Consider the following 15,423-nt stretch of genomic DNA (forward strand, 5'->3'; position numbering starts at 1 on the left):
CAGCCACCCGGCCGGTGGAGTCGACCGGCGTCGCCGGGATCCTGGGGCGAACTCGCGCCCGAAGCCGAAGACTTGCCCGGACGTACGACGGCCGCCGCCCGTGTCCTCCGCATGCGAGAGGACACGGGCGACGGCCCCGAAATGCCTGTGAACGCGCGGGCCGGAGACCCGCGGCCCTGTCACACGTCGAAGTAGAGCTCGAACTCGTGCGGGTGCGGCCGCAGCGCGATCGGCGCGATCTCGTTGACCCGCTTGTAGTCGATCCACGTCTCGATCAGGTCCGGGGTGAAGACCCCGCCCTGGAGGAGGAACTCGTGGTCGGACTCGAGGGACTCCAGGACCGCCGACAGCGAGGTCGGGACCTGCGGGACGCCCGCGTGCTCCTCGGGGGCGAGCTCGTAGAGGTCCTTGTCGACGGGCTCGGCCGGCTCGATCTTGTTCTTGATGCCGTCGAGGCCGGCGAGCAGCAGCGCCGAGAAGGCCAGGTACGGGTTGCCCGAGGAGTCCGGGGCGCGGAACTCGATGCGCTTGGCCTTGGGGTTGGCACCCGTGATCGGGATGCGGATGGCCGCGGAGCGGTTGCGCTGCGAGTAGACCAGGTTGACCGGGGCCTCGAAGCCGGGCACCAGGCGGTGGTAGGAGTTCACCGTCGGGTTGGTGAACGCCAGCAGCGCCGGGGCGTGCCGCAGGATGCCGCCGATGTAGTAGCGGGCGGTGTCCGACAGGCCCGCGTAGCCCTGCTCGTCGTAGAAGAGCGGGTCGCCGCCTGCCCACAGGGACTGGTGGACGTGCATGCCGGAGCCGTTGTCGCCGAAGATCGGCTTGGGCATGAAGGTCGCGGTCTTGCCGGCCCGCCAGGCGACGTTCTTCACGATGTACTTGAAGAGCATCAGGTCGTCGGCCGCGGCGAGCAGCGTGTTGAACTTGTAGTTGATCTCGGCCTGGCCGGCGGTGCCCACCTCGTGGTGCTGGCGCTCGACCTGGAGGCCGGACTTCATCAGCTCCAGGGTGATCTCGGCGCGCAGGTCGGCGAAGTGGTCGACCGGCGGGACCGGGAAGTAGCCGCCCTTGTACTTGACCTTGTAGCCGCGGTTGTCCTGCTCCGCACCGCTGTTCCAGGCGCCGGCCTCGGAGTCGATGTGGTAGAAGGACTGGTTCGCGCTGGTCTCGAAGCGGGCGCTGTCGAAGACGTAGAACTCGGCCTCGGGGCCGAAGTACGCGGTGTCGGCGATGCCGGAGGAGGCGAGGTAGGCCTCGGCCTTCTTCGCCACGTTCCGCGGGTCACGGCTGTACTGCTCACCGGTGATCGGGTCGTGGATGAAGAAGTTGACGTTGAGCGTGGAGTCCTTGCGGAACGGGTCCAGCTTGGCCGTGGACAGGTCCGCGATCAGCGCCATGTCGGACTCGTGGATGGCCTGGAAGCCGCGGATCGAGGAGCCGTCGAACATCAGCTGCTCGTCCGGGTCGAAGGACTCGACCGGGACGGTGAAGTGCTGCATCACACCGGGCAGGTCGCAGAACCGGACGTCCACGAACTTGACGTCGTTGTCCGAGATGAACTTCTTCACCTCGTCGGCGTTTTGGAACGACATCCAACTCCTCCTTGGCCCGGCCCGGGAGGCCGGATTGCAGCTCATGGGTGCGACCAGTGCGGTGGCGCACGTTGGAGGTGACGATAGGGACCGGGCATTTCCCCGTCGTGACCCATTTGTTTCTTGCAGGTTAACCGAGTGGCCGGGTGTGCGACGGGTCGGGCGCGGGCGGCCCGGGACGGGCGCGTACCGTGGAGCCGTGGACAACAGGGATGTCATCGGATCGTGGATCGAGGGCCCGAAGGCGGCCGCCGAGCGGATGGGCGTGGACTTCGGCTACCGCGGCAAGCGCCTCGGCCTGCCGGAGGAGGGCCCCGGCTCGATCGCCCCGGTCGGGCGGCGGATCGCGGCGCTCTTCATCGACTGGGGCCTGTGCGCGCTGATCGCATACGGCCTGATCGCGCACCGTGACGCGGCCGCGGCCAATCCGTGGACCACGGTCGTCTTCGGTGTCATGAGCGTGCTGCTGCTGGGCACCGTCGGCACCACCCCGGGCAAGCGCCTGCTGGGGCTGCGCGTGATCCGGGAGGACGGCGCCCGGCTCGGCCCCGGCGCGGCGGTGCTGCGCACCTTCCTCCTCCTGCTGGTGGTCCCGGCGGTGGTCTGGGACCGCGACACCCGCGGCATGCACGACCGGGCGGTGAAGGCGGTCCAGGTTCGGATGTGACCACCTGCCACCACACGAGAACGGGCCGTGCCCCGGACGATGGACATCGTCCGGGGCACGGCCCGTTCTGCTGCGTTCCTCGGGCGGTGGCCCGGTCCTCAGCGGCCCTTCGGCATCCGCATGCCCTTGGGCATCGGGCCCTTCGGGACCGGCATGTTGCTCATGAGGTCGCCGAGCGCCCGCAGGCGGTCGTTCACCTCGGTGACCTTGGGACCCGGCAGCACGCGCGGCAGCTTCAGCAGCGTCGCGCGGATCTTCTTCAGGGAGACCTCGCCCTCGCCGTTGCCGACGATGATGTCGGTCACCGGCACGTCGTAGACCACCCGCGACATCTTCTTCTTCTCGGCGGCCAGCAGGCTCTTCACCCGGTTCGGGTTGCCCTCGCCCACCAGGACGATGCCGGCCTTGCCGACCGCGCGGTGCACGACGTCCTGGTTGCGGTTCATCGCCACCGCGGGCGTCACCGACCAGCCCCGGCCGACGTTGTCCAGTACGGCCGCCGCGGCGCCGGGCTGTCCCTCCAGCTGGCCGAAGGCCGCCCGCTCGGCACGCCGTCCGAAGACGACCGCCATCGCGAGGAGGGCCAGCAGGAAGCCCAGGATGCCCGCGTAGATGGGGTGACCGATCGCGAAGCCGACGGCGAGGATGACACCGAAGGTGACGACTCCCACAGCCGCGAGGACGAGTCCGACCTTGGAGTCGACCCGCCTGGTCATCTTGTAGGTCTGGGCGATCTGCTTGAGGCGCCCAGGGTTGTTCTCGGATGTTTCCCTCGCCATGCCGCACAGGATACGTGTCCCGCACGGCGCGGGCTCCACCGGAGGGGTGGGAAACCCACCGGGCGGCGGCCGGGAAGGGGCTAGAAGGTGTCCTGCCGGCCCGTACGGGCGGAGACCAGGGCGTCCATGACGTGCTGGGCCTCGCGGCGGTCCCGGGCGCGCTTGCGGTCCTCGAGCACGGCCGTCCAGGCGTTGCGTCGCGCGGTCGCCTCGGCGCCGCGGAACAGGAAGGACTCCACGGCGCGCAGCGCGCCCGCGGCGGCGCCGGGGATGGTGCTCTGGCGATGGAGCTGTGCGGCCTCGGCCTGCATGGTGGTGTCCCCCTCAGGACGGCTCAAACGCGTCTGGTTGTTCCGCTTATCCAGAGTCACCACATTGTGTTACCAGCCCGTGACTGGCCGGTCAAACCGTCGTGAAACCCGGGCGGTCCCTTTACGTCGGCCTGCTGCGTCCGCTGCACGTCAGAGACACGAAAGGGGCCCGAGTGGGGCCCCTGACGTGACGAACCGCACGTTCGCCGGCCGAGTGCGGTGGGTGATCAGACCGCCTCGGCGGCCACCGCTCCGCGCCGCTCCATCGCCTGCTGGAACAGGCGTCCCGCCCGGTACGAGGACCGCACCAGGGGGCCGGACATGACACCGGCGAAGCCGATCTCCTCGGCCTCCTCCTTCAGCTCCACGAACTCCTGCGGCTTGACCCAGCGCTCCACCGGGTGGTGGCGCAGGCTCGGCCGCAGGTACTGCGTGATGGTGATCAGCTCGCAGCCCGCGTCGTGCAGGTCCTGGAGGGCCTGGCTGATCTCCGCGCGCTCCTCGCCCATGCCGAGGATCAGATTGGACTTGGTCACCAGGCCGGCTTCGCGGGCCTTGGTGATGACCTCGAGCGAGCGCTCGTAGCGGAAGCCGGGGCGGATGCGCTTGAAGATCCGCGGGACCGTCTCGACGTTGTGCGCGAGCACCTCGGGGCGGGCGCCGAAGACCTCGGCGAGCTGCGCGGGGTCCGCGTTGAAGTCCGGGATGAGCAGCTCGACCTTGGTACGGCCGGCCGCGCGGGCGCCGGTCATGGCGTGGATCTGGCGCACCGTCTCGGCGTACAGCCAGGCGCCGCCGTCCTCCAGGTCGTCGCGGGCGACACCGGTGATCGTGGCGTAGTTCAGGTCCATCGTGACGACGGACTCGCCCACCCGGCGCGGCTCGTCGCGGTCGAGCGCCTGCGGCTTGCCGGTGTCGATCTGGCAGAAGTCGCAGCGGCGCGTGCACTGGTCGCCGCCGATGAGGAAGGTGGCCTCGCGGTCCTCCCAGCATTCGAAGATGTTGGGGCAGCCGGCTTCCTGGCACACCGTGTGCAGGCCCTCGCGCTTCACCAGGCCGTGCAGCTCGGTGTACTCGGGGCCCATCTTCGCCCGGGTCTTGATCCACTCGGGCTTGCGCTCGATGGGGGTCTGGCTGTTGCGGACCTCCAGACGCAGCATCTTGCGGCCTTCAGGTGCCACAGCTGACACGGTCGACTCCCTCTCGCGACTTCATTTCCTCGGTGAACATCAGCCTACGCCCGTGGATTCCCACCTCAGACCGCGCGCGGCAGCGGCTCGGCCGACTCCAGTACGGCCCGCAGGTGCTTCTCCACGACCGGCAGCGCGTCCGTGACGCCGATCTCCCGCCCCAGCTCGTTGCTGAGCGAGGCCACGCCCGCGTCCCGGATGCCGCACGGCACGATCCGGTCGAACCAGGTGTTGTCCGGGTTGCAGTTGAGGGCGAAGCCGTGCATGGTGACGCCCTTGGCGACCCGGATGCCGATCGCGCCCAGCTTGCGGTCCTCGCGGCGCTGGCCGGCGTTGGAGGGGGCGTACTCGGGGCCGGACAGCCGCGGGTCGAACTCGTCGTCGTGCAGACGGGGGTCGAAGTCCAGGGTCAGCCCGGGGATCACCGCGGGGCGGTCCTCGATCGGGTCGCCGAGCACCCACACCCCGCTGCGGCCCTCCACACGGGTCGTCGTCAGGCCGAACTCGGCGCACGCGTTGATCAGCGCCTCCTCCAGCCGGCGCACATGGGCGACGACGTCGACCGGGCGCGGCAGCTTCAGGATCGGGTAGCCGACGAGCTGGCCGGGGCCGTGCCAGGTGATCTTGCCGCCGCGGTCCACGTCGATGACCGGCGTGCCGTCCAGCGGGCGCTCGCTGTCCTCGGTGCGGCGGCCGGCGGTGTACACCGGCGGGTGCTCCAGCAGCAGGCAGGTGTCGGGGACCTCGTCCGCGAAACGCGCGGCGTGCACCCGGCGCTGCTCCTGCCATGCCTCCTGATACTCCACGGCGTCCTTGCCGAAGCCCAGATGGACGAAGTGCAGCTCACTCACGGCCGCTCCCTTGTGATCGCGTGCTGCGGCGCCCGTTCGGTCGACACCGGGCGCCCTGGCAACTGTACGTCCGCCGCGGTCCTGCCTTGCAGCGGGCTGCAGATAGCACCCGAAACGGGCGGAGGGATGGATTCCGGCGTTATGCGGGGGAAGGTTCACCCGTTACAGCGAATGCGAGGCTCCGGTAGTGAGCGTCCCGGTACAGAACGTTACATTCGCGCCGTTCTTGAGATAGCCCGGAAGGCAGGGGACCGCACCACTGATGTCCGACCGTTCCTCGCAGCGCCCCCCCAACCGCCAACTCGCGGCCCTCATCGCCGAAGCCGGCTTCTCCAACGCGGGACTCGCCCGCCGCGTGGACCAGCTCGGCATCGAGCACGGGCTCGACCTGCGGTACGACAAGACCTCCGTCACCCGCTGGCTGCGCGGCCAGCAACCGCGCGGCACCACCCCCGCGCTGATCGCCGAGGTCTTCACCCGGCGGCTCGGGCGGCGGCTGTCCGCCCACGACCTCGGCCTCGACGCCGTGGCCCCGGTCTACGCGGGACTGGAGTTCGCCGCCTCCCCCGAGGAGGCCGTGGAGATCGTGTCCGGGCTGTGGCGCAAGGACACCGGCAGCCCTGCCGACCTGCGCAAGATCGCCTTCACCCCGGCCGGCCTGGTCGTCCCCAGCCGCGACTGGCTCATCGGGCGCGCGGACGACCGCGTCGGGCGCAGCGCCGAACCGGGCCCCGCGGGCGGCGGCGTGCCCCGGCTGCCCGCCCAGCGCACCCGCGGCGACGCGGCGCCCCAGGTGCCGGGAGGCCCGGGCGGGAACCGGGTCACCATGGGCGACCTCGCCGCCCTGCGCTCCGTCGGCGAGCTCTTCCGCTCCCTGGACAACGCCTTCGGCGGCGGCCACGCCCGCCAGGCCCTCGTGCGCTACCTGGAGCACGAGGCAGAACCGATGCTGCGCGGCAGCTACGGCGAGACCATGGGCCGCCGCCTGTTCGCCGCCGTCGCCGACCTGACCCGGCTCGCCGGCTGGACCTCGTACGACATCGGCGCCCACGGGCTCGCCCAGCGCTACTTCGTGCAGTCGCTGCGGCTCGCCCAGGCGGCCGGCGACCGGGTCTACGGCGGCTACGTGCTGGTCACGATGAGCCGCCAGGCGGTCTACCTCGGGCACGGCCGCGAGGCCGTCCAGCTCGCCCGGGTCGCCCAGCAGGGCGTGGGCAGCGCGGCCCCGCCGGCCGTCCAGGCGCTGCTGCACGCGGCCGAGGCCCGCGGGCACGGCCTGCTCGGCGAGGTCCGGGCGTGCACCGCGGCGCTCGTGCGCGCCGAACGCGCCCTGGAGGCCGCCCGCGCCGGGGACGACGTCCCGTCCTGGGCCCGCTTCTTCGACGAGGCCCAGCTCGCCGACGAGTTCGGCCACTGCCACCGCGACCTCCAGCAGTACCGCGCCGCCTCCCAGCACGCGGAGCGCTCCCTGCAACTGCGGCCCGCCGCCTACGCCCGCAGCCGGCTGTTCTGCCGCACCGTGCTCGCCACCGCCCGCCTCGGACTCGGCGAGGTCGACGCGGCCTGCGCGCTGGGCGCCGAGGCCATGCAGGCCGCCGTCGAGATGCGCTCGGTGCGCGCCCTGGAGTACGTGCGGGACTTCGGCCGCCGCCTCGACGCGCACCGCGACGCCTCCTCGGTACGCGCCTTCCACGACCGGGCCGCGGCCCTCGGGGTGCTGGTGGGCTGAGGCGTGCCGGCCGGCCCCGGGGCATTGCTCCAGGGGCCGGCCGGACGGGTTCAGGCGGCCAGGGGTTCCGTTCGGGACCCCGGGTGCAGGCCCACGTCGCGCAGCAGCCGCTGCGCCGCGCGGCGCCCGGACAGCATCGCGCCCTGCACCGTGCTGGTGTCCCGGTGGTCGCCGCAGACGTACAGCCCCTGGAGGATGCGCACCGGGCGGCGCAGATCGTGCGGCGCGGGCATGGCGGGCACGGCCTCCGGGTCGTGGTGCACGGCCAGCAGCCGCCAGCCCGCGGTGGAGGTGCCGTAGAGCTCGGCGAGATGCGCGCGCACCGCGTCGTCGTCCGGGTCGGGGACGGCCGCGGCACCGAGCAGCACCGAGGTCACCAGCGTCCGGCCGACCGGCGCGCGGGACGGGTCGACCAGGCTCGCCGGGAGCGAGTGCGAGACCGGCCCGCGCCGGTCCGCGTCCAGGACGAGCGCGGCCTCCCGCAACGGCGCGGTGGGGGCCGCGTGGTGGACCACGGTGACGGCGTGGAACTCCGGCACGCGCAGCCCCGGCAGCAGCTCGGCCGCCGCGCGAGCCCCGGTGGCCACCACCACGGCCCGGCACGGCAGTTCCTCCTTCTCCTCGGTCAGCACCGCGTTGGTGGAGGCCGCCACCGCGCGGGTGCCCAGGCGCAGCGACCCCTCCGGCAGCGCGCCCGCGAGCTGCCGCGGCAGGGCCTCGGCTCCGCCCGCGGGAAGGCAGGTGCGCCCCAGGGCGAAGGCCCGCAGCACCAGGTCGGCGCAGCGGCTGGACGTCGTCAGCCAGGGGTCGCACAGCAGCGCGGAGAGCAGCGGCCGCAGGTACCCGTCGACCGCGCGGGGGGCGAACCCGCGTGCGGCGAGCGCCTCGGCGGCCGTCGTCTCGGGCCGCTCCAGGAGGCGTTCGACCGGGGTGTCGGCGAGACGGTGCAGGGCCGTCCGCAGCCTGGCCTTGTCCAGCGGCGATCCCAGCGGGGCGCGGGCCGCCGCCAGGGCCCCGCGCGGGTCGCCGACGCGGTAGCCGCGGCCCGCGGCCCGCACCAGGACGGCGGGTGAGAACGGCCGCAGCTGGAGGTTGTCCAGACCCGGCGTGCGGAGCAGCTCCGGGTAGGAGGTGTTGAGCAGTTGCGGGCCCCGGTCCAGCAGGAAGCCGTCCACCTCGTCGGTGGCCATGCGCCCACCGGCCCGGTCGGCGGCCTCCAGGACGGTCACGCGGAGCCCTGCGCTGATCAGATGATGCGCCGCCGACAGACCGGCCACGCCGGCCCCGATCACGCATACGTCCGTTGAAGAACCGGTAGAGCGTGCTGTTGAGAGCACGTTGCCCCTCCCCGAGGTCGGCACGTTTCCCCGCTCGCGTCAGCTGGCGCTGGAAGCGTCATGCCCAGAACTTCCCCAACTGATGCCGCCCGAGGGCCGCCTGGTGGCATTCAGTGCCTTTCGTCGGCCAGTGCCGCGCGGATCGCCTCCTCGATGCCGGGGTGGGCGAAGACGAACCCGGTGTCGAGCAGCACGCGCGGCACGGCCCGCGTACTGCCGAGGATCTCGGTGGAGAACTCCCCGACGACGGTGCGCAGGACGGCCGCGGGGACCGGGAACAGCGCGGGCCGGCGCAGCACCCGGGCCATGGCGGCGGTCACCTCGGCGTTGGTCGGCGGCTCGGGCGCGCAGAGGTTGACCGGCCCGGCGACCGTGTCGTGGTCGATCATGTGGCGCAGCGCCGCGACCTGGTCGCGCAGCGAGATGAAGCTCCAGTACTGCCGCCCGCTGCCCAGCCGCCCGCCCACTCCCGCCTTGAACAGCGGGAACAGCCGCCCCCACGCGCCGCCCCGTCCCGAGACGACCAGGCCCGTCCGGGAGAACGCCGTCCGGATGCCCGCGTCCCGCGCCGGGGCCGCGGCGGCCTCCCAGTCGCGGCACACGCCGGGCAGGAACCCGTCCCCGTAGGGCGCGCTCTCGTCGACCCTGCGGTCGCCGGTGTCCCCGTACGCGGTGATCCCGGACCCGCTGACCAGGACGCGCGGCGGTGCGGCGAGGGAGGCCAGTGCCCCGGCGAGCGTCGCGGTGCCCCGTACGCGGCTGTCGTGGACGGTCCGCTTGTACGCCGGGGTCCAGCGGTGGTCGCCCACCCCCGCCCCGGCGAGGTTGACCACGGCCTCGACGCCCTCCAGGGCCGCGGTGTCGATCCCGCCGCCCTCGGGGTCCCAGCGCGCCTCGTCCGCCGCGGAGGGCGGGCGCCTGACGAGGCGTACGACGTCGTGGCCGTCGGCGAGCAGGGAGCGGACCAGGGCGGAGCCGATGAGCCCGGACGAGCCGGTGATGGCGATGCGCATGGGGACATGGTCGCGTGCCGGCGCGCCCCGTTGTGGCAGGGTGACGCTCATGTCCGGGATACATGTGCGCGCCGCCCTGCTCTCCGACGACCCCGACCTCGCCCGGCTGGACCGCGCCACGTGGTCCACGCTGCACGCGGTGACGCCCCCGCCGCGCGAGCACGGGGACTTCTTCGACGGGCACTCCGGGCCGGACGCCCACCTGGTCGCCGAGGTGGACGGGCGGACGGCCGGATACCTCCGGTTCGTGCCGCCGACGCCGCTGGTCTCCAACGGCCATGTACGGCAGATCCAGGGCCTGGCGGTCGACACCTGGGCCCGCGGTCGCGGCGTCGGGCTCGAACTCGTCATGGCGGCACTGGAGGCCGCCCGCGGGCAGGGCGCGCGGCGCATGACGCTGCGGGTGCTGGGCCACAACACCCCGGCCCGGCGGCTGTACGAGGCCGCCGGGTTCGCGGTCGAGGGCGTCCTGCCCGGGGAGTTCCTGCTGGACGGCGCCTACGTGGACGACGTGTGCATGGGGCGGGCGCTGTGACGGCCGCCGCGACCGCGCGGGAGGCTCAGCCGAAGCGCTCCCACAGCCGGGGGAAGCGCTGCGCCACCGCGTCCGCGTTCTCGAAGTCGACGTAGACGCCCTCCGGCTCGGCCGGCTGCGGCGGCAGGTCCAGATCCGGCAGCCGCACCCCGGTCAGCTGCTCGTACGCCTCGTCGGCCGCGTACCCCAGGTCCTCGGCGTCGCCGTCCACCTCGGGGTCGAAGTCCGGGGCCAGCTCCGCCAGCGCGTCGGGATCGTGCACCGCGCCCTCGAAGACATGGCGGCCCTGCCCGATCAGCCAGCACCGGAAGAAGTCGAACGCGTCGTCACCGGCCCCGCCCAGCATGAGATCCGCGGCGCCCCACACGTCCCACCGGTACGCCCGGTTGAAACGGCTCTCGAAGTGCCGCGCGAAATCGACGACGGACTCCGGGTCGAGCTGCGTCAGCCGCTCCACCAGCAGATCGGCGTGCTCCTCCGGGTCCCCGCCGGCCGCCGTCCGGGTACTGTCGACGATCTCCCAGAACTCCGTCTCGTCCATCACCGCTCCAGCATCCTGTCTGCGGCCTGCCCCCGCACGCGGAGAGACGCGGATGCGCCCGTGTCGTGACGTTACTCGCCCCGCGCGGGGGCCTGCGCACGCGGGTGTTGACGCCGCCGCCGGGACGGGCGGCCGGTACGGGAGTTGACGGGGCGGCGGGGGTCAGCCGGCGTAGGCCGCCGCCATCGCGCGGGCGGCCTCGGCGAAGCGGGCGCGCAGCGGGGCGGGGGAGAGGAGTTCGGCGCCGGGGCCGAGGGCGAGGAGCTGGTGGTAGGCGACGTCGAGGGACTCCACGGCCAGGGTGACGGTGACGCGGCCGTCGGCACCGGGCGGCGCGGCGGCGGCCAGGGCGTCGCGGGCCGCGGCCGCGTCGGCGACGTACGGCAGGTGCCGGGCGCCGTCCGGGGTGAGCCGCAGTACGACCTCGGCGCGCAGCACGGAGCGGGCGAACGCGGCCGCCCGCGCCTCCCAGAACGCGGGCAGGTCGAACGCCGGGTCCCTGACGAAGCGTTCGGGCAGGACCTCGGCAGCGGTGAACCGGTCCACCCGGTACACCCGGACCGCCTCCTCGGCCCGCTCGGCTCTCTTGGCTTCCTTGCCGGCCTCAGTCGGCTCGGCTCTCTCGGTCCGCTCGACCCTCTTGGCCTCCTCGGGCCTCTCGGTCCGCTCGGCCGCCTCGGTCCGCTCGGCTTCCTGGGCCCCCGGGGCTTTCTCGGTCCGCTCGGACCCCTCGGCCCCCGGGGCCTTCTCGGCCCCCCGCGCCCCGTCCGCCCGCGCGACCGCGTACCAGACGCCGGCCTTCAGCACGAGCGCGTACGGTTCCAGCTCCCGTGCCACCTCCGTGTCCGCGCGCCGGTACCGCGCCCGCAGCCGGCGGTCGCCCCACACCGCCTCCGCCAGGGCCGGCAGCAGCGGCGGCGTGGCCGGTTCCTGCCACCATCCGGGCGCGTCCAGGTGGAAGCGCTGCGCGGCGGCGCGCGGGGCGTCCCTCAGTTCGGGCAGCAGCGCGGCCGCCACCTTCAGCCGGGCCGCCGATCCCGCGTCGTGCAGTCCCATCGCCTCCAGCGCGGCGGGCACCCCGGACAGGAACAGCGCCTCCGCCTCGGCGCGGGCGAGCCCTGTGAGCCGGGTCCGGTAGCCGTCCACCAGCCGGTAGCCGCCGGCGCGCCCGCGCTCCGCGTACACCGGGACGCCCGCCTCCGACAGGGCCTGCACGTCCCGGCCGACCGTCCGCTCGGAGACCTCCAGTGCCCCGGCGAGTTCGGCCGACGTCATCGAGCCGTGGGACTGCAGCAGGAGGACGAGGTGGATCAGCCGGGCCGCGCGCATGCCGTCGAGGCTAAGCCCTGGGTCCGACACCGCGGCGGGGCCGGCCCGGGACGTCCGGGCCGGCCCCCGGGGGCCCGCTGCGCGCGCCTCGGCGCGGGGGGAAGGTCGACGCAGCGCGCGACCCGCAAGGGCGTGGAGGCCACTGAGGGGGGTGGTCGCCTCCCCGCCCTTGCCGGCGGTGCATGGTGGCCATGCCCCCTCCTGTACGGACGCCGCGCCCCAACCACTCACCGCCGCCCGGGATTTCTCCGGAAACGGCCGAGGCCCCAGCCCGGGAAGGGGCTGGGGCCTCGGCCGTCGTACGGTCCCGCGACGACGTGCGGTCGGTCAGAGACCGAGGTCGCCCTCGAACTCGCCGGCCTCCAGGCGGGCCTTGACGTCGTTCAGGTAGCGGGCGGCGTCCGCGCCGTCGACCAGCTGGTGGTCGTACGACAGGGTCAGGTACGCCACGTCGCGGATCGCGATCGTCTCACCCAGGTCCGGGTGGTTGATCACGATCGGGCGGCGCACGGTGGCCCCGATGCCCAGCTCGGCGACCTGCGGGAAGTTCACGATGATCGTGTCGAACAGCGCACCGCGCGAGCCGGTGTTGCTGATCGTGAACGTGCCGCCGGACAGGTCGTCCGGGCTGATCTTCTTGTTGCGGACCTTGCCGGCCAGCTCGGCGGTCTTCTTGGCGATGCCGGCCAGGCTCAGGTCGCCGGCGCCCTTGATGACCGGGACCATCAGGCCCTGCTCCGAGTCCACCGCGATGCCCACGTTCTCGACGTCGTGGTAGGTGACGGTGCCGTCCTCGTTGATCTTGGCGTTGATGACCGGGTGGGCCTTCAGCGCCTCGGCGGCGGCCTTGACGAAGAACGGCATCGGCGAGAGCTTGACGCCCTCGCGGGCCAGGAAGGACTCCTTGGCCCGGGCCCGCAGCTTCATGATCTTGGTGACGTCCACCTCGACCACGGTCGACAGCTGCGCCTGGCTGTGCAGGGCCTTCATCATGTTCTCGGCGATGACCTTGCGGATGCGGGTCATCTTGACGGTCTGCCCGCGCAGCGCGGCAGCGGCGGCCGGCACCGTGACACCCGCGGACGGGGCGGGCGCGGTCGGCGCGGCGGCGGCGGCCTTGGCGGCCTCCGCGGCGGCCAGGACATCCTGCTTGCGGATCCGGCCACCGACGCCGGTGCCCTTGACCGAGGCCAGGTCCACGCCGTTCTCGGCCGCGAGCTTGCGGACCAGCGGGGTCACGTACGCGCCCTCGTCGGTCGGCGCGGTGGCCGAGGGGGCGGCGGCCGGAGCCGGAGCCTGCGGGGCGACCGGGGCGGGAGCCGGGGCCGGGGCGGGCGCGGGGGCCGGAGCCACCGGGGCCGGGGCGGCCACGGGGGCGGGCGCCGGAGCCGGAGCGGCCACGGGAGCCGGGGCCGGGGCGGGCGCCGGAACCGCGGGGGCCGGAGCCGGAGCGGCGGGAGCGGCGGCCGGGGCCACGGCACCGGCCGCACCGATGACGGCGAGCTTGGCGCCGACCTCGGCGGTCTCGTCCTCGCCGACCAGGATCTCCAGCAGGGTGCCGGCGGCGGGCGACGGGATCTCGGTGTCGACCTTGTCGGTGGAGACCTCGAGCAGCGGCTCGTCGGCCTCGACGGTCTCGCCGACCGACTTCAGCCAGCGGGTGACGGTGCCCTCGGTCACCGACTCGCCCAGCGCCGGCAGGAGCACCGGGGTGCCCTGGGCGGCACCGGCCGGGGCCGGAGCGGGAGCGGCGGCCGGGGCAGCGGCGACGGGCGCCGGAGCCGGGGCCGGGGCCTCCTGCACCGGGGCCGGCGCGGGGGCGGGCTGCGCGGCGGCGGCCGGGGCGGGGGCGGCAGCGGGAGCGCCCGTGCCGTCGTCGATGACGGCCAGCTCGGCGCCGACCTCCACCGTCTCGTCCTCGGCCACCTTGATGGACGAGAGGATGCCCGAGGCGGGCGCCGGGATCTCGGTGTCGACCTTGTCGGTCGACACCTCGAGCAGCGGCTCGTCGGCCTCGACGCGCTCACCCTCGGCCTTGAGCCAGCGGGTGACGGTGCCCTCGGACACGCTCTCGCCGAGCGCCGGCAGGGTTACGGAAACCGCCATGGTTTCGGTTGCTCCTAACGATCTGTGCGGATTGGTCTGCGTGTCCGTGGATCAGTCGTGCGCGTGCAGCGGCTTGCCGGCCAGCGCCAGGTGGGCCTCGCCGAGCGCCTCGTTCTGCGTCGGGTGGGCGTGGATGAGCTGGGCGACCTCGGCGGGCAGGGCCTCCCAGTTGTAGACCAGCTGGGCCTCGCCGACCTGCTCGCCCATACGGTCGCCGACCATGTGGACGCCGACCACGGCGCCGTCGCGGACCTGGACGAGCTTGATCTCGCCGGCCGTCTTGAGGATCTTGCTCTTGCCGTTGCCGGCCAGGCTGTACTTCAGGGTGACGACCTTGTCGGCGCCGTACAGCTCCTTGGCCTTGGCCTCGGAGATGCCCACGGAGGCGACCTCCGGGTGGCAGTACGTGACGCGCGGCACGCCGTCGTAGTCGATCGGCACGGTCTTCAGACCGGCCAGCCGCTCCGCGACGAGGATGCCCTCGGCGAAGCCGACGTGGGCGAGCTGGAGGGTCGGGACCAGGTCGCCGACCGCGGAGATGGTGGGCACGTTCGTGCGCATGTACTCGTCGACGAGGACGTAGCCGCGGTCCATGGCGACCCCGGCCTCCTCGTAGCCCAGGCCCTGCGACACCGGGCCGCGGCCGACGGCGACGAGCAGCAGCTCGGCCTCGAACTCCTTGCCGTCGGCGAGGGTGACCTTGACGCCGTCGGCGGTGTACTCGGCCTTGGAGAAGAAGGTGCCGAGGTTGAACTTGATGCCGCGCTTGCGGAAGGCGCGCTCCAGCAGCTTGGAGCTGTTCTCGTCCTCGACCGGCACGAGGTGGGGCAGGCCCTCGACGATCGTGACGTCGACACCGAAGGACTTCCACGCGGAGGCGAACTCGACGCCGATGACGCCGCCGCCGAGCACGATGGCGGACTTCGGGATCCGGTCCAGGACCAGCGCGTGGTCGGACGAGATGATCCGGTTGCCGTCGATGGCCAGGCCCGGCAGCGACTTCGGCACGGAGCCGGTCGCCAGGAGCACGTGGCGGCCGGTGTAGCGCTGACCGTTGACGTCCACCGTCGTCGGGGAGGACAGCCGGCCCTCGCCGGTCACGTAGGTGACCTTGCGGGAGGCCACCAGGCCCTGCAGACCCTTGTAGAGGCCCGCGATCACGTCGTCCTTGTACTTGTGGACCCCGGCGATGTCGATGCCCTCGAGGGTGGCCTTGACACCGAACTGCTCGGCCTCGCGGGCCTGGTCCGCGATCTCACCGGCGTGCAGCAGAGCCTTCGTGGGGATGCAGCCGCGGTGCAGGCAGGTGCCGCCGAGCTTGTCCTTCTCGATCAGGGCGACGTCCAGACCGAGCTGCGCCGCGCGCAGCGCTGCGGCGTAGCCGCCGCTACCGCCACCGAGGATCACTAGGTCGAAAACGGTGCTGGCGTCGTTCGCCACGTC

Annotated in this window: 14 protein-coding genes; 3 read left to right on the forward strand and 11 right to left on the reverse strand. The window is 73.2% G+C overall.

The annotated features are described in order from the left end of the window. Nucleotides 1-179: 179 nt before the first annotated feature. Complete coding sequence (gene glnA / locus ACIP9H_RS12300; protein ID WP_401583880.1) at nucleotides 180-1,592, reverse strand: type I glutamate--ammonia ligase; 1,413 nt, start codon at nucleotides 1,590-1,592, stop codon at nucleotides 180-182. A 199-nt stretch (nucleotides 1,593-1,791) separates the two neighbouring features. Here glnA and ACIP9H_RS12305 point away from each other — a divergent pair, with 199 nt between their 5' ends. After that, nucleotides 1,792-2,259 (forward strand): RDD family protein, encoded by a 468-nt coding sequence (locus tag ACIP9H_RS12305; RefSeq protein ID WP_360911508.1) that lies wholly within the window; start codon nucleotides 1,792-1,794, stop codon nucleotides 2,257-2,259. A 98-nt stretch (nucleotides 2,260-2,357) separates the two neighbouring features. Here ACIP9H_RS12305 and ACIP9H_RS12310 read toward each other — a convergent pair whose 3' ends face one another. From ACIP9H_RS12310 to lipB, 4 genes are all read right to left on the reverse strand, one after another. After that, the gene (locus tag ACIP9H_RS12310) at nucleotides 2,358-3,038 is read right to left on the reverse strand and encodes a DUF4191 domain-containing protein (protein ID WP_401959008.1); all 681 of its coding nucleotides are present in this window, start codon (nucleotides 3,036-3,038) and stop codon (nucleotides 2,358-2,360) included. A gap of 80 nt (nucleotides 3,039-3,118) precedes the next feature. Further along, entirely contained in the window at nucleotides 3,119-3,349 is a 231-nt protein-coding gene (locus ACIP9H_RS12315) for a hypothetical protein (protein ID WP_360911622.1), read from the reverse strand. A gap of 227 nt (nucleotides 3,350-3,576) precedes the next feature. Beyond that, on the reverse strand, nucleotides 3,577-4,539 hold the full coding sequence (gene lipA / locus ACIP9H_RS12320) for a lipoyl synthase (protein ID WP_401583886.1): 963 nt from the start codon (nucleotides 4,537-4,539) through the stop codon (nucleotides 3,577-3,579). 65 nt (nucleotides 4,540-4,604) lie between these two features. Then, the gene (gene lipB / locus ACIP9H_RS12325; protein ID WP_401583888.1) at nucleotides 4,605-5,390 is read right to left on the reverse strand and encodes a lipoyl(octanoyl) transferase LipB; all 786 of its coding nucleotides are present in this window, start codon (nucleotides 5,388-5,390) and stop codon (nucleotides 4,605-4,607) included. 262 nt (nucleotides 5,391-5,652) lie between these two features. On the opposite strand from lipB, the gene ACIP9H_RS12330 reads away from it, so the two are divergent. Further along, nucleotides 5,653-7,119 carry a regulator gene (locus ACIP9H_RS12330; protein ID WP_401583890.1) on the forward strand — a complete coding sequence of 489 codons (1,467 nt, stop codon included), beginning with the start codon at nucleotides 5,653-5,655 and terminating at the stop codon, nucleotides 7,117-7,119. Between the two features lie 50 nt (nucleotides 7,120-7,169). Here ACIP9H_RS12330 and ACIP9H_RS12335 read toward each other — a convergent pair whose 3' ends face one another. Further along, nucleotides 7,170-8,411, reverse strand: coding sequence for an NAD(P)/FAD-dependent oxidoreductase (locus ACIP9H_RS12335; RefSeq protein WP_401583893.1), 1,242 nt, complete (start codon nucleotides 8,409-8,411; stop codon nucleotides 7,170-7,172). Nucleotides 8,412-8,566: 155 nt separating this feature from the next. Further along, nucleotides 8,567-9,469 (reverse strand): TIGR01777 family oxidoreductase, encoded by a 903-nt coding sequence (locus ACIP9H_RS12340; RefSeq protein ID WP_401583896.1) that lies wholly within the window; start codon nucleotides 9,467-9,469, stop codon nucleotides 8,567-8,569. 49 nt (nucleotides 9,470-9,518) lie between these two features. Between ACIP9H_RS12340 and ACIP9H_RS12345 the strand changes: the two genes are divergently transcribed. Further along, nucleotides 9,519-10,004: a GNAT family N-acetyltransferase gene (locus ACIP9H_RS12345; protein WP_401583899.1), complete on the forward strand. Its 486-nt coding sequence runs from the start codon at nucleotides 9,519-9,521 to the stop codon at nucleotides 10,002-10,004. Nucleotides 10,005-10,029: 25 nt separating this feature from the next. Here the strand turns inward: ACIP9H_RS12345 and ACIP9H_RS12350 are convergent, their stop codons facing one another. The 4 genes from ACIP9H_RS12350 to lpdA form a co-directional block, all read right to left on the reverse strand. Next, on the reverse strand, nucleotides 10,030-10,545 hold the full coding sequence (locus ACIP9H_RS12350; protein WP_401583902.1) for a DUF4240 domain-containing protein: 516 nt from the start codon (nucleotides 10,543-10,545) through the stop codon (nucleotides 10,030-10,032). A 162-nt stretch (nucleotides 10,546-10,707) separates the two neighbouring features. Beyond that, a complete protein-coding gene (locus ACIP9H_RS12355; RefSeq protein ID WP_401583904.1) occupies nucleotides 10,708-11,874 on the reverse strand; it encodes a WYL domain-containing protein in 1,167 nt (388 codons plus the stop codon). Between the two features lie 327 nt (nucleotides 11,875-12,201). After that, complete coding sequence (gene sucB, locus ACIP9H_RS12360) at nucleotides 12,202-13,980, reverse strand: 2-oxoglutarate dehydrogenase, E2 component, dihydrolipoamide succinyltransferase (RefSeq protein WP_401583907.1); 1,779 nt, start codon at nucleotides 13,978-13,980, stop codon at nucleotides 12,202-12,204. Between the two features lie 51 nt (nucleotides 13,981-14,031). Next, nucleotides 14,032-15,420 carry a dihydrolipoyl dehydrogenase gene (lpdA, locus tag ACIP9H_RS12365; RefSeq protein WP_360911484.1) on the reverse strand — a complete coding sequence of 463 codons (1,389 nt, stop codon included), beginning with the start codon at nucleotides 15,418-15,420 and terminating at the stop codon, nucleotides 14,032-14,034. Between the last annotated feature and the right edge of the window lie 3 nt (nucleotides 15,421-15,423).

This window comes from Streptomyces sp. NPDC088732 (assembly GCF_044751205.1).
GTDB lineage: Bacteria > Actinomycetota > Actinomycetes > Streptomycetales > Streptomycetaceae > Actinacidiphila.